Source organism: Pseudomonas sp. BYT-1 (genome assembly GCF_023611805.1).
Taxonomy (GTDB): domain Bacteria; phylum Pseudomonadota; class Gammaproteobacteria; order Pseudomonadales; family Pseudomonadaceae; genus Aquipseudomonas; species Aquipseudomonas guariconensis.
Genome location: NZ_CP072559.1, coordinates 4,825,258 through 4,846,633 on the forward strand (window position 1 = coordinate 4,825,258; position 21,376 = coordinate 4,846,633).

18 protein-coding genes and 2 tRNA genes are annotated in these 21,376 nt (G+C 60.5%); 2 read left to right on the forward strand and 18 right to left on the reverse strand.

The annotated features are described in order from the left end of the window. Nucleotides 1–19: 19 nt before the first annotated feature. The 10 genes from nusA to rlmE form a co-directional block, all read right to left on the reverse strand. The gene (gene nusA, locus J5X93_RS22565) at nt 20–1,501 is read right to left on the reverse strand and encodes a transcription termination factor NusA (protein WP_043210092.1); all 1,482 of its coding nucleotides are present in this window, start codon (nt 1,499–1,501) and stop codon (nt 20–22) included. Nucleotides 1,502–1,560: 59 nt separating this feature from the next. Continuing rightward, nucleotides 1,561–2,019 (reverse strand): ribosome maturation factor RimP, encoded by a 459-nt coding sequence (rimP, locus tag J5X93_RS22570; protein ID WP_043210161.1) that lies wholly within the window; start codon nt 2,017–2,019, stop codon nt 1,561–1,563. Between the two features lie 129 nt (nt 2,020–2,148). Further along, nucleotides 2,149–2,225, reverse strand: a tRNA-Met gene (locus tag J5X93_RS22575). A gap of 98 nt (nt 2,226–2,323) precedes the next feature. Continuing rightward, nucleotides 2,324–2,409 (reverse strand) — tRNA-Leu (locus tag J5X93_RS22580). A 21-nt stretch (nt 2,410–2,430) separates the two neighbouring features. After that, a complete protein-coding gene (secG, locus tag J5X93_RS22585; protein ID WP_043210094.1) occupies nt 2,431–2,823 on the reverse strand; it encodes a preprotein translocase subunit SecG in 393 nt (130 codons plus the stop codon). A gap of 4 nt (nt 2,824–2,827) precedes the next feature. Next, on the reverse strand, nt 2,828–3,583 hold the full coding sequence (gene tpiA, locus J5X93_RS22590) for a triose-phosphate isomerase (RefSeq protein WP_102082016.1): 756 nt from the start codon (nt 3,581–3,583) through the stop codon (nt 2,828–2,830). A 66-nt stretch (nt 3,584–3,649) separates the two neighbouring features. Then, the gene (glmM, locus tag J5X93_RS22595; protein WP_043210097.1) at nt 3,650–4,990 is read right to left on the reverse strand and encodes a phosphoglucosamine mutase; all 1,341 of its coding nucleotides are present in this window, start codon (nt 4,988–4,990) and stop codon (nt 3,650–3,652) included. Between the two features lie 16 nt (nt 4,991–5,006). After that, nucleotides 5,007–5,858: a dihydropteroate synthase gene (gene folP, locus J5X93_RS22600; RefSeq protein ID WP_043210099.1), complete on the reverse strand. Its 852-nt coding sequence runs from the start codon at nt 5,856–5,858 to the stop codon at nt 5,007–5,009. An 8-nt stretch (nt 5,859–5,866) separates the two neighbouring features. Continuing rightward, a complete protein-coding gene (gene ftsH / locus J5X93_RS22605) occupies nt 5,867–7,774 on the reverse strand; it encodes an ATP-dependent zinc metalloprotease FtsH (protein ID WP_043210103.1) in 1,908 nt (635 codons plus the stop codon). Between the two features lie 203 nt (nt 7,775–7,977). After that, on the reverse strand, nt 7,978–8,604 hold the full coding sequence (gene rlmE / locus J5X93_RS22610; protein ID WP_043210105.1) for a 23S rRNA (uridine(2552)-2'-O)-methyltransferase RlmE: 627 nt from the start codon (nt 8,602–8,604) through the stop codon (nt 7,978–7,980). 102 nt (nt 8,605–8,706) lie between these two features. On the opposite strand from rlmE, the gene yhbY reads away from it, so the two are divergent. Continuing rightward, on the forward strand, nt 8,707–9,015 hold the full coding sequence (gene yhbY, locus J5X93_RS22615) for a ribosome assembly RNA-binding protein YhbY (RefSeq protein WP_023378620.1): 309 nt from the start codon (nt 8,707–8,709) through the stop codon (nt 9,013–9,015). A gap of 12 nt (nt 9,016–9,027) precedes the next feature. Here the strand turns inward: yhbY and J5X93_RS22620 are convergent, their stop codons facing one another. The 8 genes from J5X93_RS22620 to grpE form a co-directional block, all read right to left on the reverse strand. Continuing rightward, nucleotides 9,028–9,477 (reverse strand): hypothetical protein, encoded by a 450-nt coding sequence (locus J5X93_RS22620; protein ID WP_052352448.1) that lies wholly within the window; start codon nt 9,475–9,477, stop codon nt 9,028–9,030. Next, nucleotides 9,455–9,937, reverse strand: coding sequence for a transcription elongation factor GreA (gene greA / locus J5X93_RS22625; RefSeq protein ID WP_080642091.1), 483 nt, complete (start codon nt 9,935–9,937; stop codon nt 9,455–9,457). The genes J5X93_RS22620 and greA overlap by 23 nt, the downstream gene beginning before the upstream one ends. Then, entirely contained in the window at nt 9,934–13,155 is a 3,222-nt protein-coding gene (gene carB / locus J5X93_RS22630; RefSeq protein ID WP_043210112.1) for a carbamoyl-phosphate synthase large subunit, read from the reverse strand. Before carB ends, greA begins: the two co-directional genes overlap by 4 nt. A gap of 106 nt (nt 13,156–13,261) precedes the next feature. Beyond that, nucleotides 13,262–14,398, reverse strand: a complete 1,137-nt coding sequence (carA, locus tag J5X93_RS22635) for a glutamine-hydrolyzing carbamoyl-phosphate synthase small subunit (RefSeq protein WP_043210113.1) — start codon at nt 14,396–14,398, stop codon at nt 13,262–13,264. A 320-nt stretch (nt 14,399–14,718) separates the two neighbouring features. Further along, the gene (gene dapB, locus J5X93_RS22640; RefSeq protein WP_043210115.1) at nt 14,719–15,525 is read right to left on the reverse strand and encodes a 4-hydroxy-tetrahydrodipicolinate reductase; all 807 of its coding nucleotides are present in this window, start codon (nt 15,523–15,525) and stop codon (nt 14,719–14,721) included. 13 nt (nt 15,526–15,538) lie between these two features. After that, nucleotides 15,539–16,663, reverse strand: coding sequence for a molecular chaperone DnaJ (dnaJ, locus tag J5X93_RS22645; protein WP_043210117.1), 1,125 nt, complete (start codon nt 16,661–16,663; stop codon nt 15,539–15,541). 207 nt (nt 16,664–16,870) lie between these two features. Then, entirely contained in the window at nt 16,871–18,796 is a 1,926-nt protein-coding gene (gene dnaK / locus J5X93_RS22650) for a molecular chaperone DnaK (protein WP_043210119.1), read from the reverse strand. A 101-nt stretch (nt 18,797–18,897) separates the two neighbouring features. Beyond that, nucleotides 18,898–19,452: a nucleotide exchange factor GrpE gene (grpE, locus tag J5X93_RS22655; RefSeq protein WP_182816462.1), complete on the reverse strand. Its 555-nt coding sequence runs from the start codon at nt 19,450–19,452 to the stop codon at nt 18,898–18,900. 194 nt (nt 19,453–19,646) lie between these two features. Between grpE and recN the strand changes: the two genes are divergently transcribed. Next, complete coding sequence (recN, locus tag J5X93_RS22660; protein ID WP_043210122.1) at nt 19,647–21,320, forward strand: DNA repair protein RecN; 1,674 nt, start codon at nt 19,647–19,649, stop codon at nt 21,318–21,320. The last annotated feature ends 56 nt before the right edge of the window (nt 21,321–21,376 follow it).

Below are 21,376 nucleotides of genomic sequence, written 5' to 3' on the forward strand. Positions count from 1 at the left end.
CTCCTCAGGCCGCGCCTAATTACTCGAACCAATGGGCTCGGGCGGCCATGATCAACTTGCCGGCACGCTCTTCGTCGATGCCGTCGATGTCGAGCAGATCGTCAATCGACTGCTCGGCCAGGTCTTCGCGGTTAACCACGCCGCGCACCGCCAGTTCCGCCGCCAGATCCTTGTCCATACCCTCGAGGGAGAGCAGGTCGTCGGCCGGATGGGCGTCTGCCAGTTTTTCTTCGGTAGCGATGGCCTTGGTCAACAAACGGTCCTTGGCACGAGCGCGTAGCTCGTTGACGATTTCCTCGTCAAAGCCATCGATGTTGAGCATTTCTTCCAACGGTACGTAGGCAATTTCTTCGAGGCTGGTGAAGCCTTCGTCGACCAGCACTTGGGCCAGCTCCTCGTCGACTTCCAGTTCCTCGATAAAGTTGCGCAGGATGTCGCCGGTTTCTGCTTGTTGCTTGGCCTGGATGTCCTTCTCGGTCATCACGTTCAGGGTCCAGCCGGTCAACTGACTGGCCAGGCGAACGTTCTGACCACCACGGCCAATGGCTTGGGCCAGGTTGTCTTCGGCGACTGCGATGTCCATTGCATGGGCATCTTCATCAACGATGATCGCCGCGACTTCGGCCGGCGACATGGCGTTGATGACGAACTGCGCCGGGTTCTCATCCCACAGGACGATATCCACGCGCTCACCACCCAGCTCGCCGGATACGGCCTGGACGCGCGAACCACGCATGCCGATGCAGGCACCTTGCGGGTCGATGCGCTTGTCCTTGGAGCGGACGGCGATCTTGGCACGCGACCCCGGATCACGGGAGGCGGCCATGACTTCGATGAGACCTTCAGCGATCTCTGGCACTTCGATGCGGAACAGCTCGATCAGCATCTGCGGCGCGGTGCGCGACAGGATCAGCTGAGGGCCGCGGTTCTCGGTGCGGATTTCCTTGAGCAGTGCACGCAGGCGGACACCGACACGGAAGGTTTCGCGTGGGATGATGTCCTCGCGGGCCAGCAGGGCCTCGGCGTTGTTGCCAAGGTCAACGATGACGTTGTCGCGGGTCACCTTCTTGACGGTGCCGGAGATGATCTCGCCAACACGCTCACGGTAGGCATCAACCACCTGGGCGCGCTCGGCCTCGCGGACCTTCTGCACGATCACCTGCTTGGCGGTCTGGGCGGCGATGCGGCCGAATTCGATCGACTCGATCTTCTCTTCGATCACGTCTCCGACCTTGGCATCAGGGTGGGTCTCGTGGATCTTGCTCAACCAGGTTTCGATCGCCGGATCATCCAGATCGGCTTCGTCAACCACGGTCCAGCGACGGAAGGTCTCGTAGCTACCGGTGTGGCGGTTGATCTCCACACGCAGGTCGACTTCGTCCTCAAAACGTTTTTTGGTTGCAGTGGCCAGGGCCACTTCCAGCGCTTCGAAAATGACGCCGGGTGGTACACCCTTTTCGTTGGATACCGATTCAACAACCAGCAGTACTTCTTTGCTCATCGTACGCCTCGCCTTGCGCAAGCCATTGGGCCCGGATAGTCCGCCGGGCCCGGCACGTCTCAGTCAAAACTGGGAATAATATTGGCCTTGTCGATCGAGTCGATCGGCAACAGGAACTCATGGTTGTCCACCTGGACCACCACATCCTGATCCTCCACACCGCGGAGAAGGCCCTGGAAGTTACGACGACCTTCGAAGGGCGTACGCAGCTTGATCTTCACTTGTTCGCCGGCATGCGAGGCAAACTGTTCCAGAGTGAACAGCGGGCGGTCCATGCCAGGAGAGGACACCTCGAGGGTATATTCGTTGGTGATCGGATCTTCCACATCCAGAATGGCACTGGCTTGGCGACTGACAGCTTCGCAATCGTCCACCAGGATTCCGCCTTCCTTGTCGATATAGATGCGCAGGACCGAATGCTTACCCTGGGAAACGTATTCGATCCCCCAGCATTGATAGCCCAGACCCTCGACCACCGGGGCCAACAAGGCCTGCAACTGTTCTAGCTTGCTCGACACCTGAACCCCCTCGTGCATGCTGTGCAAATAAAAAATGGGCAAAGCGCCCATCCCTGAAAGCGCCGTTGGACAACGGCGCAAGAACTGTTCAGCTAGCAAAAAGCCCCTGAAAAGGGGCTCCGCTGAAGCTGGTTGCGGGGGCTGGATTTGAACCAACGACCTTCGGGTTATGAGCCCGACGAGCTACCAAGCTGCTCCACCCCGCGACAAAGCTGGGGCGAAAGTATAAGACCGAACCCGCTACAGGGTCAATCTAACCTCCACCTGCAAGAAAGCCCGCTAAAGCGGGCTCTCATGCTTCAATTGGTACCGAGAAGGGGACTCGAACCCCTACACCCTATGGGCACAACCACCTCAAGGTTGCGTGTCTACCAATTCCACCACCTCGGCAATACTACTTCTTGAAACCCGTTACTTCTGCTCTTCGGTTGGAGGAGGTACGTCACCAGCGTTGGTGGCTTCGCTCTTCTTCTCCTGGAGCACCGGTACATCATCATTTACTGCCGGCTTCTGCTCTTTGACTTCCAGAACCGCTGGATCTGGCAGACCTGCTTGAGTCAGCTGATGAGCTTTCTCTTTAGCGAAGTATCCTAACCCAAGAGCAGTCAAAAAGAAAGTGGCAGCAAGTATAGCAGTAACTTTACTCAAAAAGGTAGCGGAACCTTGGCTTCCGAACACAGTATTTGAAGCACCTGCGCCGAAAGATGCACCTGCTTCCGCACCTTTACCCTGTTGCAACAGAACCAGCACTACCACAGCCAGTGCAGCCAACAGATGAAAAACAACTACGACTGTTTCCAGCATTTGTTCAGTTTCCTGCGGCGCGACAAATTGCACCGAATTCGTCTGCGTTCAGGGACGCTCCACCAATGAGCCCCCCATCGATATCCGGCATGCCGAACAGTTCGGCCGCATTGGCCGCCTTCACGCTGCCGCCATAAAGAAGCTGCACTTTCGCGGCAACTTCGGCGTCCTGCGCCGCCAGCTGGGCTCGAATGGCTGCATGCACATCCTGAGCTTGCTGAGGCGTCGCCGTCAGACCTGTACCGATGGCCCAAACAGGCTCATAGGCAATTACAGCGTTGGCAAAAGCGGCAACACCGAATTCATCGATGATACTGCTCAGCTGACGCCCAACCACTTCCAGCGTCTTGCCTGCCTCGCGCTCCTCAAGGGTTTCCCCCACACAGAGCACAGGCTTCAAACCACTTGCCTGAGCGGCTGCGAACTTGCGATTGAGCACTTCATCGCTTTCGCCAACGATCTGGCGACGCTCCGAATGCCCGACCAGCACAAGCTTGCAGCCTGCTTCAGCCAGCTGACTCGGCGCAATCTCGCCAGTCAGCGCGCCCTGCTCGGGCTGTACAGCAGAATTCTGTGCGCCGACGGTGATTCCCTTGCCCTGCAACCCTTCAATCACTTGATTGATGAACAGCGACGGCGGAAACACCGCGACTTCCACTCCGCTCGGCAAGGCCAGATTGCTCAAGCCTTCGGTCAGCTCAGCGACGCTGGCGCGGGTACCGTGCATCTTCCAGTTACCAGCTACCATGGGGCGACGCATGCTTTACCTCGTCGATCAAAGTGGGCGCAGATCTTACCCAACCGGATCTGCGCTGGCAAGCCTATTTCAGGCACAAACTTCAGCGACCAATTTGGCCAAGGCTTCGGCATGACCGCGGACCTGGTTTTCGTCGTCGCCTTCGACCATCACTCGCACCAGAGGCTCGGTACCGGACTTACGCAGCAGCACACGCCCGCGCCCGGCCATGGCCTCGGTGACCTTGGCGCTGGCCTCTTGCACGGCAGGGTTCTCCAGTGGGTCCACCTTGCTCGCGCCAAAGCGCACATTGATCAGCACCTGCGGGCACTTGCGCAGCCCCTGGCGGGCCTGAGCAAGCGTCTCGCCCCGGCGCTTGAGCGCCAGCAACACCTGCAGCGCGGCAATGATCGCATCTCCGGTGGTGGTGTGATTGCAGCACACGACGTGTCCAGAATTCTCGCCGCCGAGCTGCCAGTCGCGCTCGAGCAGCTCGGCCATCACATAACGATCACCCACCTTGGCCCGGGCAAACGGAATGTCCAGGTCCTTGAGCGCCAGCTCCAAGCCCAGGTTGCTCATCAGCGTGCCGACCACACCGCCCTGCAGCTTGCCTCGATCTTTCAGGTCGCGGGCGATGATGAACAGCAGCTCGTCACCATCAACGATGGCGCCGGTATGGTCGACCATCAGCACACGGTCGCCATCACCATCGAAGGCGATCCCAAGGTCGGCATGGCCCACCAATACGGCGGCCTGCAGCGACTCGATATGGGTCGAGCCGCAGCCTTCGTTGATGTTCAGCCCGTCAGGCTGGGCATGCAGTACGGTGACGTCGGCGCCGAGCTCACGGAACACGCTTGGCGCCACCTTGTAGGTAGCACCATGAGCACAATCGACCACCAGCTTGAGCCCCTCGAAATTGGTACTGGTGGGCACGCTGCTCTTGCAGAACTCGATGTAACGGCCCGCCGCGTCGTTGATGCGGGAAACCTTGCCCAGCTTGCTGGACTCGACCACAGTCATCGGCTGATCGAGCAATTCCTCGATCATCAGCTCGACCTCGTCGGGCAATTTGGTGCCTTGGCCGGAGAAGAACTTGATGCCGTTATCATCGTGTGGATTGTGCGAAGCACTGATGACAATGCCGGCCTCTGCATGGAAGGTTCGAGTCAGGTAAGCGATCGCCGGAGTCGGCATGGGGCCGAGCAACATCACATCGGCACCGGCGGCAGAGAGGCCCGCTTCGAGCGCGGACTCGAACATGTAGCCCGAAATCCGGGTGTCCTTGCCCACCAGGACGCGGCAATTGCCCTGCTTGCGGAACGCCATGCCCGCTGCCCACCCCAACTTCAGCATGAAGTCAGGGGTGATCGGGTATTCGCCGACGCGGCCACGGATACCGTCGGTACCAAAGTATTTTCTGCTCATAGGGACTCCAATGTTCTTATTCGGCGTTCTGCACCGCAGTGATCATTCGCACCACGTCGACGGTCTCGGCCACATCGTGCACACGCAGGATGCTGGCTCCCTTGGTCATGGCCAATGCGGCCAGCGCCAGGCTGCCGTAAAGCCGCTCGCCAACGGGGCGATCGAGCGTGAGGCCGATCATGCTCTTGCGCGAGACACCGACCAGCAACGGCCGGCCCAGGCGATAGAGCACTTCCATGTGTTTGAAGAGGCTGAGGTTGTGATCGAGCGTCTTGGCAAAGCCAAAACCCGGATCGAGGATGATTCGGTCAGCGGCAATCCCTGCGACGGCGCATGCGGCCATCCGCTCTTCAAGATAGCGCGTCACGTCAGCGGAGACATCGTCGTAATGCGGATTGTCCTGCATGGTGCCCGGCTCGCCGCGCATGTGCATCAGGCACACCGGCAGACCCGTGTCGGCGGCAGCATCCAGGGCACCATCACGCTCCAAAGCCCGTACGTCGTTGATCAATCCCGCACCTAGCCGAGCGGATTCGCGCATGACTGCAGGCGTGGAGGTATCGACCGAGATGATGACGTCGAGCCGGCTGTTGATTGCCTCGACCATGGGCGCCACTCGCTCCAGCTCTTCGGTCGGCGACACCGCTCTAGCGCCGGGACGCGTGGACTCGCCGCCGATGTCGATCAGCGTCGCGCCGGCAGCCACCATCGCCTCGGCATGGCGCAAGGCCTCGTCGCGCTGATTGAAGCGCCCGCCATCGGAGAAGGAATCAGGGGTGATATTGAGGATACCCATGACATGGGTACGGGACAAATCAAGAACCCGGTTGCCGCAAGGCAACCGGGTCGGGTACTGCTGTGAGGTCATAGATGCCCTTAGTGTTGAGCCGCTGGACCGCCGATTGGCGACTCCGGACGATCATCTTGGGAGGCCTGGTTGCCGGAGGTGCCGGCATCATTATCCCAATCGCGCGGTTCACGCGGCGTACGACCGGCCATGATGTCGTCGATCTGATCGGCATCGATGGTCTCGTACTTCATCAAGGCTTCGGCCATGGCGTCGAGCTTGTCGCGGTTGTCGGTGAGGATCTGCTTGGCGGTGGCGTAGCAATGGTCAATGATGCTGCGCACTTCGGAGTCGATCAGCTTGGCAGTCTCACCCGAGACGCTGGCATGCTGGCTCGCCGCACTGCGACCGAGGAACACCTCGCCCTCTTCTTCGGCATACATCAGCGGGCCGAGCTTCTCGGACAAGCCCCACTTGGTAACCATATTCCGGGCAATCTGGCTGGCGCGCATGATGTCGTTGGACGCACCGGTTGTGACGCCATCGAAGCCCAGGGTCATTTCTTCAGCGATACGGCCACCGTACAGCGAGCAGATCTGACTGACGAGCGCCCGCTTGGAAAGGCTGTAGCGGTCTTCCTCAGGCAGGAACATGGTCACACCCAGCGCACGACCGCGCGGAATGATCGAGACCTTGTAGACTGGGTCATGCTCGGGAACGAGACGACCGACAATGGCATGACCTGCCTCATGGTAGGCGGTGTTCTGTTTTTCCTTCTCGGACATGACCATGGTCTTGCGCTCGGCACCCATCATGATCTTGTCCTTGGCCAGCTCAAACTCCTTCATCTCAACCAGACGCTTGCTGGCGCGCGCGGCGAACAGAGAAGCCTCGTTGACCAGGTTGGCCAAGTCGGCACCGGAGAAACCTGGCGTACCGCGGGCGATGACGGCGGCATTGACGTTCTCGCCAACCGGCACCTTACGCATATGCACCTTGAGGATCTGCTCACGACCGCGGATATCCGGCAGGCCGACCACCACCTGACGGTCGAAGCGACCGGGTCGCAGCAGCGCAGGGTCGAGCACGTCAGGACGGTTGGTGGCAGCGATGACAATGATGCCATCGTTCATTTCAAAGCCGTCCATCTCCACCAGCAACTGGTTGAGGGTCTGCTCACGCTCGTCGTGACCGCCGCCCATGCCGGCGCCACGGTGGCGGCCAACGGCGTCGATCTCATCAATGAAGATGATGCAAGGGGCGTGCTTTTTCGCCTGCTCGAACATGTCGCGCACACGGCTGGCGCCTACACCGACGAACATCTCGACGAAGTCGGAACCGGAAATGGTGAAGAACGGCACCTTGGCCTCGCCCGCGATGGCCTTGGCCAGCAGCGTTTTACCGGTACCGGGCGGTCCGACCATCAGCACACCACGCGGAATGCGACCACCCAGACGTTGGAATTTGCCCGGATCGCGCAGGAACTCGACCAGCTCGCCGACTTCTTCCTTGGCCTCATCGCAACCCGCGACATCGGCCAAAGTGGTCTTGACCTGGTCTTCGGACAGCAGGCGCGCTTTGCTCTTGCCAAAACTCATCGGGCCGCCCTTGCCGCCCGCACCGCCTTGCATCTGGCGCATGAAGAACATGAACACGGCGATGATGACCAGGATCGGGAAGCTGGCCACCAGCAACTGAGTCCAGATGCTCTGCTGTTCCGGCTGCTTGCCTTCAACCACGACATGGTTGTCGACCAAATCGCCGATCAGGCCATTGTCGGTGATGGCCGGACGAACGGTCTTGAAGTTGTCGCCATCGGTACGCTTGCCGGTGATGACATAGCCGTCGACGGTAACACGCTCGACCTTCCCGTCCTTGACCTGCTGAATGAAGTCGGAATAGTTGAGGGTCTGCGGCTCGTTCGGGCTGGAGAAGTTGTTCATCACCGTCACAAGGACAGCCGCGATGATCAACCACAGGATCAGATTCTTTGCCATGTCGTTCAATTAGCTACCCTCTGAGGTCGGCGCACGACGCAGCCGTGCCTCGCATGATATTCACCGCCCTAACTTACTACATTACCTACGCATCCGCAGGCGCCGTCTGTAACCCTTTGTGAAAGCTAGACTACACGAAGTTCGGACGATCCTGACGGAACCGCCGATTGGAAATAACTATCGGCCGATCCGCAAAACGCCTCTCACGCCCCCTTGAAGCCGCGTCCCAACAGGTACTGCTCACGGGAGCGATCACGCGACGACGACGGTTTGCGCATCTGCACCTTGTCGAACTTGCCACGTACGTCCTTCAGGTACTGGTCGAAACCTTCGCCCTGGAAAATCTTGATCAGGAAATCCCCACCCGGGCGAAGCACGCGGCACGCCAGGTCCAGGGCCAGCTCGCAGAGGAACATGGCACGCGGCATGTCCACGGCGGGCGTACCACTCATATTGGGGGCCATGTCTGAAATCACAAGGTCCACATGCGAATCGCCCACCGCCTCGAGGATCCGTTGCAGCACTTCATCCTGGGTAAAGTCGCCCTGAATGAAGGTAACGTCGGGGATCGAGTCCATTTCCAGGATGTCAGAGGCGATCAGCCGCCCTTGACCACCAATCAGACGACTGGTCACCTGCGACCAGCCACCCGGCGCGGCACCGAGATCGATCACGCTCATGCCGGGGCGGATCAGCTTGTCCTTTTCCTGGATCTCCAGCAGCTTGTAGCTCGCGCGCGAGCGATAGCCATCCTTCTGCGCCTGCTTGACGAAAGGATCGTTGAAATGCTCTCTCAGCCAGTTATGGCTGCTCTTGGAACGTTGCGCCACGGGGCACCTCGATGATTAGCGTCGTGATTGACTGGGCGGAGCCACGGGCCCTCGGGTAAAATGGCCGCCAATTTTACAGAATCAGACGAAAAGGGTCAGATTATGCCGCTCAATAACGAGCAGAAGAAACAATACAAATCGATTGGTCACGACCTGAAGCCGGTCTTGATCGTCGCGGGCAATGGCTTGAACGAAGGCGTCATCGCCGAACTGGAACGCGCACTGACCGATCATGAACTGATCAAGGTCGAAATCCGCTCGGAAGATCGCGAAGAGCGCGCTGCCGCCATTGCCGAACTGTGCAAGGCCGGCCGCGCCGAACTGGTACAGACCATCGGTAAGAAAGCGCTGATCTATCGCAAAAATCCGCAGCCGAACAAGCAGCTGTCCAATATCCACCGTTACAAGTGACGGTGGCTCCGGTCAGTGGCGCGATGGACGCGCCCTGACCGGGACCGGTTGGGCCACCAGCACGATGCCGGAGAAGCCCAGCACTAAAAAGCAGAACATCTGCCAACGCTCACCCACGGAAATCCCGTAGCGCAGCGTGTAATAGCCAACACAGGCACCGAAGCCGAGCAAAAGCATCTGCCCACGGAACTGTCGCCACCAGGCCGCCAGACCGTCTACCCTCGCCAATACCGCCAGCTGGGTCATCAGGCCAAGCAGCGCGACGCCGATCAACCAGCGGTCAATCTGGGCAGCCACATCCTGCACCAACAAGGGCGCAAGGCCCGTCACCTTGAGTGCCGGCACCAATCCCACATGAAAAACCCACAGGCCACCGACCCAGAATACCTGGGCCAGTTGCCAGAGGATGCCCTCAAGGGACGGCGCGCGTAGGCGCCGGTCAGATGTGCTTGACTTCGACAATCTCGTACTCGACCGTGCCGCTTGGCGTGTTGACGACGACGGTGTCGCCTTCTTCCTTGCCGATGATGGCACGGGCAATCGGCGCGCTCGCCGAGAGCTTGCCCTTCTTGATGTCCGCCTCATCCTCACCCACGATCTGGTAGGAAACCTGATCGCCGGTCTCAGTGTTCTCCAGGTCCACGGTGGTACCGAAGATCACCTTGCCGGTGTGGGCAATGGTGGTGACATCGATCACCACCGAGTTCTGCAGACGCCCTTCGATATCGCGGATACGCGCCTCGACCATACCCTGCTCTTCACGAGCGGCATGGTATTCGGCGTTTTCCTTGAGGTCGCCCAGCTCCCGCGCTTCACCGATCGCCTGGCTCAGGCGCGGACGCTCGGTCTTGCTCAGGAAGAGCAGTTCCTCTTCCAGGGCGCGAGCGCCCTGGACGGTCATTGGGTACTTGGTAATGCTCATGCTTTGAGTCCTGCGTGCAGATCCTGCAAGCGGCGAACGGTCTTCTCGGGACCGAATTTCAGCGCTTCACAGATGGCTTCACCAGCCGCAATGGTGGTCGTGCAGTAGATCTTGTGCTGCAGCGCATTGCGACGAATCGAGTAGGAATCGGCGATCGACTGACGACCTTCGGTAGTGTTGATGATCAGCGACACTTCGTCGTTCTTGATCATGTCGACCACGTGCGGACGACCTTCGGTCACTTTGTTCACACGGCGCACCTTCAGGCCAGCCGCCTCGATGACCTTGGCGGTGCCTGCGGTAGCAACCACTTCGAAGCCTAGGGCGATCAGGTCGCGAGCGACACCCGCAACCTGCGGCTTATCGTCGTCACGCACGCTGATGAAGGCGGTACCACCGCTTGGCAGCACTTCGCTGGCACCCATCTGGGCCTTGGCGAAGGCTTCACCGAAGCTGTCGCCGACACCCATGACTTCACCGGTGGATTTCATCTCAGGGCCGAGGATCGGGTCAACACCTGGGAACTTCGCGAACGGGAAGACGGCTTCTTTGACGCTGTAGAAGTTCGGAATGATTTCCTGGGTGAAGCCCAGCTCTTTCAGGGTCTTACCAGCCATGACTCGAGCCGCGATCATCGCCAGCGAAGTGCCGATGCACTTGGAGACGAACGGTACGGTACGCGAGGCGCGTGGGTTGACTTCGATCACGTAGATCTTGTCGCCCTGCAGGGCCAGCTGCACGTTCATCAGACCGACGACACCCAGCTCCAGAGCCATTTTCTTGACCTGAACGCGGACTTCGTCCTGCACTTCCTTGCTCAACGAGTAAGGTGGCAGCGAGCATGCCGAGTCACCGGAGTGAACACCGGCCTGCTCAATGTGCTGCATGATCGCGCCGATCACCACGTCAGTACCGTCGCAGACCGCATCCACGTCCATTTCAATGGCGCAGTTGAGGAAGTGGTCGAGCAGTACCGGACTGTCGTTCGAGACCTGCACCGCTTCACGCAGATAGCGCTTGAGTTCGTCCAACTCGTAGACGATCTCCATGGCACGACCGCCCAGTACGTAAGAAGGACGCACCACCAGCGGGTAGCCGATGCCGCCAGCGGCGCTGATGGCTTCTTCTTCGCTGCGCACGGTGGCGTTTGGCGGCTGCAGCAGGCTCAGACGCTGAACCATCTGCTGGAAGCGCTCGCGGTCTTCGGCGCGGTCGATAGCGTCCGGGCTGGTACCGATGATCGGTACGCCGGCTTCTTCCAGGGCGCGGGCGAGTTTCAACGGGGTCTGGCCGCCGTAGTGAACGATGACGCCCTTCGGTTTCTCGACGCGGCAGACTTCCAGCACGTCTTCCAGGGTCAGCGGTTCGAAGTACAGACGGTCGGAAGTGTCGTAGTCGGTGGAGACGGTTTCCGGGTTGCAGTTGACCATGATGGTCTCGTAACCATCTTCACGCAGCGCGAGGGCAGCGTGTACGCAGCAGTAGTCGAACTCGATACCTTGGCCGATACGGTTCGGGCCACCACCCAGGATCATGATCTTGTCACGGGTCGATGGGTTGGCCTCGCACTCTTCCTCATAGGTCGAGTACAGGTAAGCGGTGTCGGTGGCGAACTCGGCAGCGCAGGTGTCGACGCGCTTGTACACCGGGAACACTTCGAGCTTGTGGCGGTGACGGCGCAGGTTCTTGTCGGTGATGCCGAGCAGCTTGGCCAGACGCTGGTCCGAGAAGCCCTTGCGCTTGAGGCGCAGCATGTAGTCCTTGTCGATCGACGACAGAGCCAGGGTCTTGACCTTCTCTTCTTCCTTGATCAGGTCTTCCATCTGCACCAGGAACCACATGTCGATGCCGGTCAGGTCGAAGATCTGCTCGCAGGTCATGCCAGCGCGCATGGCGTCGGCGACGTACCAGATACGCTCGGCGCCTGGCACGGTCAGCTCGCGCTTGAGGATACTGTTGGCTTCCGGGTTGGCCAGGTCGACTTTCGGGTCAAGGCCGCATGCACCCACTTCCAGACCACGCAGGGCTTTCTGCAGGGACTCCTGGAAGGTACGGCCAATGGCCATGACTTCACCCACGGATTTCATCTGGGTGGTCAGGCGGGCGTCGGCTTTGGGGAACTTCTCGAAGGCAAAGCGCGGCAGCTTGGTGACGACATAGTCGATCGACGGCTCAAAGGACGCCGGGGTACGGCCGCCGGTGATGTCGTTCTGCAGTTCGTCGAGGGTATACCCCACCGCCAGCTTGGCGGCGATCTTGGCGATCGGGAAGCCAGTGGCTTTGGAGGCCAGCGCCGAGGAGCGCGATACACGCGGGTTCATCTCGATCACGACCATGCGGCCGGTGTTCGGGCAGATACCGAACTGGACGTTGGAACCGCCGGTTTCGACGCCGATCTCGCGCAGTACCGCCAAGGAGGCGTTGCGCATGATCTGGTATTCCTTGTCGGTCAGGGTCTGCGCTGGTGCAACGGTGATGGAGTCACCGGTATGCACACCCATCGGGTCGAAGTTCTCGATGGAGCAGACGATGATGCAGTTGTCCTTCTTGTCACGGACAACCTCCATTTCGTATTCCTTCCAGCCGATCAGCGATTCGTCGATCAGCAGCTCCTTGGTCGGCGAAAGGTCCAGACCACGGGCGCAGATCTCTTCGAACTCTTCACGGTTGTAGGCGATGCCGCCACCCGTGCCACCCATGGTGAAGGACGGACGGATGATGCACGGGAAGCCCAGGCGCTCGAGCACCGCATTGGCTTCTTCCATGCTATGGGCGATACCGGAGCGCGGGCACTCAAGGCCAATGGCCTTCATCGCCTTGTCGAAGCGCGAACGGTCTTCGGCCTTGTCGATGGTGTCGGCATTGGCACCGATCATCTCGACGCCGAATTTTTCCAGAACGCCGTGGCGCTCCAGGTCCAGGGCGCAGTTCAGCGCGGTTTGGCCGCCCATGGTCGGCAGCAGTGCGTCAGGGCGCTCTTTTTCGATGATCTTGGCCACCGACTGCCACTTGATCGGCTCGATGTAGGTGGCATCGGCCATGGCCGGGTCGGTCATGATGGTGGCCGGGTTGGAGTTCACCAGGATGACGCGGAAACCTTCCTCGCGCAGGGCTTTACAGGCCTGGGCGCCGGAGTAGTCGAATTCGCAGGCCTGGCCGATCACGATCGGGCCAGCGCCGAGAATCAGGATGCTTTTGATGTCTGTACGTTTTGGCATGGTTGTCACTCAAATCCGCGGGTCAGTCGGCAAGCCGTCTTGAACAATCTGGGTCAGGCGCTTCCGGGCGCGGCACTTGCCGCCCCGGGGCCTTGATGCAGGATGCTCAGCGGCGCTTGGCCATGGCATCGATGAAACGATCGAACAGTGGCGCGACGTCGGTCGGGCCTGGGCTCGCTTCAGGGTGGCCCTGGAAGCTGAACGCGCTCTTGTCGGTGCGCTCGATGCCCTGCAGGGTACCGTCGAACAGCGACTTGTGGATGGCGCGGACGTTGCCCGGCAGGGTGGCTTCGTCGACGGCGAAACCGTGGTTCTGGCTGGTGATCATGACCACGCCGGTGTCCAGATCCTGGACCGGGTGGTTGGCACCGTGATGGCCGTGGCCCATCTTGACAGTCTTGGCGCCAGAAGCCAGGGCTAGCAACTGGTGGCCGAGGCAGATACCAAAGACCGGAATATCGGTCTCGAGGATGTCCTTGATCGCCTGGATCGCGTAGTCGCATGGCTCGGGATCGCCAGGGCCGTTGGACAGGAATACGCCATCCGGATTAAGGGCCAGGACTTCGCTGGCAGGGGTCTGGGCCGGCACGACGGTCAGGCGGCAGCCACGGGCAACCAGCATGCGCAGAATGTTCAGCTTGACGCCGTAGTCGTAGGCCACCACGTGATAGGGCAGGTCCGCAGCTTCCAGAGTCGGGTGGCTGTCGGTTGCCAGATTCCACACACTGGAGCGCCATTCGTAGCGTTCCTTGGTGGAAACTTCCTTGGCCAGGTCCATACCCTTGAGGCCTGGGAAGGCGCGAGCAGCGGCGATGGCGGCTTCTTCGCTGATGTTGTCACCGGCGAGGATGCAGCCGTTCTGGGCGCCCTTTTCGCGCAGGATTCGGGTCAGGCGACGAGTGTCGATGCCAGCGATGGCGACGACATTATTGGCCTTGAGGTAGTCAGGCAGCGACTGGGTGTTGCGCCAGTTGCTGGCCAGCAGGGGCAGGTCACGGATAACCAGGCCAGCGGACCAGACACGGTTCGACTCGGCGTCTTCCGGTGTGGTACCGGTATTGCCAATGTGCGGGTAGGTCAGGGTAACGATTTGCTGCGCATAGGAAGGGTCTGTAAGGATTTCCTGGTAGCCGGTCATAGCGGTGTTGAATACCACCTCACCAACGGTCTGACCGTCGGCACCGATAGCTTCACCGCGGAAAATACTGCCGTCGGCAAGGGCGAGTATGGCTGGCTTTGTCAAGAAGACCTCCCGTAAATCAAGCATGAAAGGGCGATCGCAGGTTGCAAAAAAGCGGAGTGACGTATGGACACGTCACCCCGCTTTCATGTGCTGAATTCAATTCGCTGCGCGCTTTTAGTGGACACACTAAAGCTGTAGCTTACAGAAAATTACGTTTTAGGTCTACCGCGTATGTGTCTCTGAAACACAGGAATGCGACAGGCTGACATCGGCGACTCCTTCACGGGTGGCCCGCCCTCCCACAAAAACCGCGCCGCACATCAAAGCGACGCTATTGCTGTAGGAACGGGCTTGCCCGCGAGGCGCCTCTCTAACTTGCTTTAACGCAGCTCGAGCACATCCTGCATGTCGTACAGGCCTGGCTCGCGCCCCTCCAGCCATAGCGCGGCACGCACCGCCCCCTTGGCGAAGGTCATGCGGCTGGAGGCCTTGTGAGTGATCTCCACGCGTTCGCCTTCAGCGGCGAACAACACGGTATGGTCCCCCACTACATCACCGGCGCGCACCGTGGCGAAGCCGATGGTCTTACGATCGCGGGCACCGGTCTGCCCCTCACGCCCATAGACCGCCACTTCTCCCAGATCACGACCCAACGCCTGGGCAACTACTTCTCCCATACGCAAGGCAGTACCCGAAGGTGCATCGACCTTGTGGCGGTGGTGCGCCTCGATGATCTCGATATCCACCTCGTCGCCCAACACCCGCGCGGCGGTATCCAGAAGCTTGAGGCAAAGATTGACGCCGACGCTGAAATTGGCGGCAAAGACAATCGGAATCTCCTTGCCCGCCTCGGCCAACTGCTCTTTTTCCTCTGGCGTGAAACCGGTAGTACCAATCACCATCGCCTTGCCTGCCTTGCGACAGAAGGCGAGGTTCTTCAGCGTCACCGACGGGTGAGTGAAGTCGATCAGCACATCGAATTCGTCAGCGACCTTGGACAGATCACTGGAGATTTCCACACCGATCCGCCCCAAGGCCGCCAGTTCGCCGGCATCGGCCCCGACCAGAGAGCTGTCCGGACGATCAATGGCCGCCGTCAGGCCAGCCTGGGGCGCCTGTTGCTGCACAGCCTCGACAAGGGTCTTGCCCATCCGTCCCGCCGCGCCCATTACCGCAATACGTCGCATAGCCTGTTCCTTGTCAGAGATCGCCGAAGAAGCGCTTCACACCCTCGAACCAGCCACTGGCCTTGGGCGAATGGGAGCTGTCGCCCTGCAACGAGTCGCGCAGCTCCTCGAGCAGCTCGCGCTGACGTCGACTGAGGTTGACCGGGGTCTCCACAGCCACTCGGCACAGCAGGTCGCCAGCCCCGCCACCGCGCACAGGGGCTACGCCCTTGCCACGCAGACGGAATTGCTTGCCGGTTTGAGTGCCTTCCGGAATCTTGAGCTTGACCCGACCATCGAGGGTGGGCACTTCCAGCTCACCACCCAGGGCCGCATCGGTGTAGCTGATCGGCACCTCGCAGTACAGGTGCTTGCCGTCGCGCTGGAAGATAGCGTGCTCACGCACACTGATGACGACATAGAGGTCACCGGTCGGACCACCATGGGTCCCCGCCTCGCCTTCGCCAGAAAGACGAATGCGATCGCCGGTATCGACACCCGCCGGCACCTTGACCGACAGCGTCTTGTATTCCTCGACACGTCCCTCGCCATGACAGGCGGTGCAAGGATCGGTAATGATCTTGCCTTGGCCATGGCAGCGCGGGCAGGTTTGCTGCACCGAGAAGAAGCCCTGCTGCATGCGCACCTGACCGATGCCGCCACAGGTTGGGCAGGCCGACGGGGTCGACCCCTTCTTCGCACCGGAACCATCGCAAGGCTTGCAGTTGACCAGGGTTGGCACACGGATGCTGACCGTAGTGCCGCGCACGGCCTCCTCGAGGTTCAGCTCAAGGGTGTAGCGCAGGTCGCTGCCGCGCTGCGCACCGCCACGGGAGCCGCCGCGCCCACCACCGAAGAAGTCACTGAAGACATCACCGAAGATGTCCGAGAAGTTAGCGCCACCAAAGCCGGCACCGCCACCACCCATGCTCGGATCGACGCCGGCATGTCCGTACTGGTCGTAGGCTGCGCGCTTGCTGGCATCGGACAGAACCTCGTAAGCCTCGTTGGCTTCCTTGAATTTGTCTTCCGATTCTTTATCGCCCGGGTTGCGGTCCGGGTGGTACTTCATCGCCAGGCGGCGATAGGCCTTCTTGAGGTCACCTTCGCTGGCGCCGCGCTCGACACCCAGGACCTCATAAAAATCACGCTTTGCCATAGGTCATTGCACTCTTGGGGGCATTCGGCGCGTTCATGCGCTTGCTGCGCCACGCCGTCAGCACCTGCCACCACACGATTGCGCCCTGACAGATGCTGTAAAAATTCTCGAATTCCAGACACACCAACGCGGGAGCAAGCCCCCGCGCGGCGACATCCTACCAGCTCACCGACATCAGACGATGAGCTGGCCGACAACATGCAGGGATTACTGCTTGTTGTTGTCTTTTACTTCTTCGAACTCGGCGTCGACCACGTCATCGTGCTTGGCTTCCGGCTCGGCCTGCTGTGCGCCGCCCTGAGGCTGTTCGGCCTGTTGCTCGGCGTACATCTTCTGGGCAACCGGCGCGGAGACCTTGGACAGTTCCTCGACCTTGGCATCGATGGCAGCCTTGTCGTCACCCTTCAGGGCAGCTTCCAGTGCAACCACAGCCGCTTCGATCGCCGCTTTCTCTTCGGCAGTGGCCTTGTCGCCAGCGTCGGTGACCATCTTGCGGGTCGAATGAACCAGCGCATCACCCTGGTTACGAGCAGCGGCCAGCTCTTCGAACTTGCGGTCTTCCTCGGCGTTGGCCTCGGCGTCACGCACCATGCGTTCGATTTCCTCGTCGGACAGACCCGAGTTGGCCTTGATCACGATCGACTGGGACTTGCCAGTGGCCTTGTCCTTCGCGCTCACGTGCAGGATGCCGTTGGCATCGATGTCGAAGGTCACTTCGATCTGCGGAACACCACGCGGGGCTGGCGGAATGTCGGCCAGGTCGAATTTACCCAGCGACTTGTTCTGCGCAGCCTGCTTGCGCTCACCTTGCAGCACGTGAATGGTCACGGCGCTCTGGTTGTCATCAGCCGTCGAGAACACCTGCGACTTCTTGGTCGGGATGGTGGTGTTCTTCTCGATCAGCGCAGTCATCACGCCACCCATGGTTTCGATACCCAGGGTCAGCGGGCTGACGTCCAGCAGCAGAACGTCCTTGACGTCACCGGCCAGGACCGCGCCCTGAATGGCAGCACCCATGGCGACGGCTTCGTCCGGGTTGACGTCCTTGCGTGCTTCCTTGCCGAAGAAGTCGGCAACGGCCTTCTGTACCAGCGGCATACGGGTCTGGCCGCCGACCAGGATCACGTCGTCGATCTTGCTGGCATCGATACCGGCGTCCTTCAGAGCGATGCGGCAAGGCTCGATGGTACGGTTGACCAGGTCCTCGACCAGCGACTCCAGCTTGGCGCGGGAGATCTTCACGTTCAGGTGCTTAGGACCGGTCGCATCTGCAGTGATGTACGGCAGGTTGACGTCGGTCGACTGAGCGGAGGACAGCTCGATCTTGGCCTTTTCAGCAGCTTCCTTCAGACGCTGCAGAGCAAGCGGATCGTTCTTCAGGTCCATGCCGGACTCTTTCTTGAACTCATCGACGAGGTAGTCGATCAGGCGCATGTCGAAGTCTTCGCCACCCAGGAAGGTGTCGCCGTTGGTGGCCAGTACTTCGAACTGGTGCTCACCGTCGACTTCAGCGATTTCGATGACCGAAACGTCGAAGGTACCACCACCGAGGTCATACACGATGACAGTGTGGTCACCCTTGGCCTTGTCCATGCCGTAGGCCAGTGCAGCGGCGGTCGGCTCGTTGATGATGCGCTTGACGTCCAGACCGGCGATGCGACCGGCGTCCTTGGTGGCCTGGCGCTGGCTGTCGTTGAAGTAGGCCGGCACGGTGATGACCGCTTCGGTCACTGGCTCGCCGAGGTAGTCTTCGGCGGTCTTCTTCATTTTCTTCAGGACTTCGGCGCTGATCTGCGGCGGCGCCATTTCCTTGCCGCTGGCTTCGACCCAGGCGTCACCGTTGTTGGCCTTGACGATCTTGTACGGAACCAGCTTGATGTCTTTCTGCACGACATCTTCTTCGAAGCGACGGCCGATCAGGCGCTTCACTGCGAACAGGGTGTTGTGCGGGTTGGTGACGGCCTGACGCTTGGCCGACTGGCCAACCAGGATCTCGCCATCGTTGGCGTAGGCCACGATCGAAGGGGTGGTACGCGCGCCTTCGGCGTTCTCGATGACTTTGACGTTACCGTTTTCCAGAATGGAGACGCACGAGTTGGTGGTCCCCAGGTCGATACCGATGATTTTGCCCATGTTTACTCTCCCGAAACTTGAATTAGGTTGCAGCGGCTACATTGGCCAACTGCGGTAATACTTGAATGCTTGACACCTAGATGGGGATGCCCGGAAGGATTTCAAGCCTTTTCATCAATCGACGGCTGGGGGGCTGCCGGCGCCTTGCTGACCACCACCATGGCGGGACGCAGCAGGCGGCCATTGAGCAGGTAGCCCTTCTGGAACACCTTGAGCACGCTGTTCGGCTCGACGTCGGCGCTTTCCTGCATGGCCATGGCCTGGTGGTGCTCGGCGTTGAACGGCTCGCCGTGCGGGTCGACAGCCTCGAGGTTGTAACGCTTGAGGGTGTCGTGGAACATCTTCAGGGTCAGCTCGATGCCTTCGCGCATCGGCTTGATGCTCTCGTCGTCGGCGCTGGACAGCTCCAGGCCACGCTCCAGGCTGTCGATCACCGGAAGCAAGTCGCCCGCGAACTTCTCCAGGGCGAACTTGTGGGCCTTCTCGACATCCTGCTCGGCGCGACGGCGGATGTTCTGCAGTTCGGCGGCAGCGCGCAGGGACTGATCCTTGGCGGCGGCCAGCTGCTCCTCGAGCACCTGGACGCGGGCACCGAGATCCTCTGCACCAGCCTCTTCGGCGTTAAGGTTCTTCTCATCCAGCTGTTCGTCAGCCATTAGGTTTCTCCTCCGCAATTTCTGATATGCGAGCCCAGGCTCGTCTTGTCTTGCCGGCTATATGGGGCCGGAAAAACAAGGTTCAAGGGCCAACGCTGTTTTCCCATGACGATATTGATCGCCCGGCGGGCATTGTCAGCCCGACGAAAAGCACTGTATAAATAACCAGACATGACCCTTCGGGAGCCGCCCTCATGCTGGTGCACCTGTCCATTCACAACTACGCCATCGTCGAGCACCTCGACCTCGAACTTGCCCGCGGCATGAGCGTGATCACCGGCGAAACCGGCGCCGGCAAGTCGATCATGCTCGACGCCCTGGGCCTGGCCTTGGGCGATCGCGCCGACAGCGGCGTGGTACGCCCTGGGGCAGACAAGGCAGACATCCTCGCCACATTCGACCTGGACGAGATTCCTGAAGCCCGTGCCTGGCTGGCCGAGCGCGACCTGGACAACACCGGTCCCTGCATCCTGCGCCGGGTCATCACTGCCGAAGGACGCAGCCGCGGCTATATCAATGGCACCCCTTCCCCCTTGGGCGATCTCAAGGCCCTGGGCGAACTGCTCATCGATATTCATAGCCAGCACGAACACCAGTCTCTGTTGAAAACCGACACCCATCGTCGCCTTGTGGACGAGTACGCGGGCGCCATCGACCTGGCCCGTCAGGTACAACTGGCTGCCCAGCGCTGGCGCCAGACCCGCCAGGAGCTGGAGCGCCTGTCCAACTCCGGCGACGAGCAACGCGCCCGTCACCAATTGCTCAGCTATCAACTCGAAGAGCTGGACAACCTTGGCCTGGGCGAAAATGAACTGGAGCAACTGGAACAGGAACATAAAAGCCTGACCAACGCCGAGGCCCTGTTCGGTATCTGCCGCCAGGTGATCGACCATTGCAGCGAAAGCGATTCCGGCAATGTGCTCAGTGCACTGACCACCAGCCTCAATCGCCTGACCGCCGTCGCCAACGCGCCCAAAGCGCTGGGCGAGGCCGCCAATCTAATCGCCAGCGCACAGATCCAGGTCGAGGAAGCCGTGGGCGAACTCAACCGCTTCCTCGATCACTTCGATGCCGACCCCATGCGCCTGCAAGCCCTGGAGGAACGCCTCGACACTATCTACACCCTGGCACGCAAGCACCGCGTGCACCCGACCGAGCTTCCTCACCTGCAACAGCGCTTGATGGACGAGCTGGAAGGGCTCAACGCCAGCGACGAATCGATCGAGCGCCTGGGCGAGGAACTGGCCGCCTATGCCCAGCATTACCAGACCAAAGCCCTCGAGCTCAGTGCGTTGCGCCAGCAGGCGGCCAAGCAGCTCGCCACGGCCGTTGAACAGGAGATCCAGCGCCTGGGCATGCCCGGCGGGCGTTTCTGTATCGAACTCACGCCCTATGAAGGCAGCGAGCTTTCGCCCCATGGCCTGGAGGTGGTCGAGCTGCTGGTGAGCGCCAACCCGGGCCAGCCACTCAAGGGCTTGGCAAAAGTGGCGTCAGGCGGCGAGCTGTCGCGGATCAGTCTGGCGATCCAGGTGATCACTGCGCAAACCTCGCGCATCCCCACCTTGGTGTTCGATGAAGTGGACGTTGGCATCGGCGGCCCTACCGCAGAAATTGTCGGCCAGCTGTTACGTCGGCTGGGCGAGCGCGGCCAAGTCCTGACCGTGACCCACCTGCCCCAGGTCGCAGCCCAAGGGCACCATCATCTGTTCGTGCACAAGGTACGCAACAGCGATACCACTCATACAGCAGTGGCCAACCTGGGCAAGCGCGAGCGGGTCGAGGAGGTGGCGCGGATGTTGGGCGGCATCGACCTCACCAAGGAATCGCTGGCCCATGCGCGCAAGATGGTGGTCACAGGTAAGGCCTGAGTTGTTCGGCTTCAATTAAGGCGCAGCGCTGGCGGGATCGGGCCTATGTATGAATA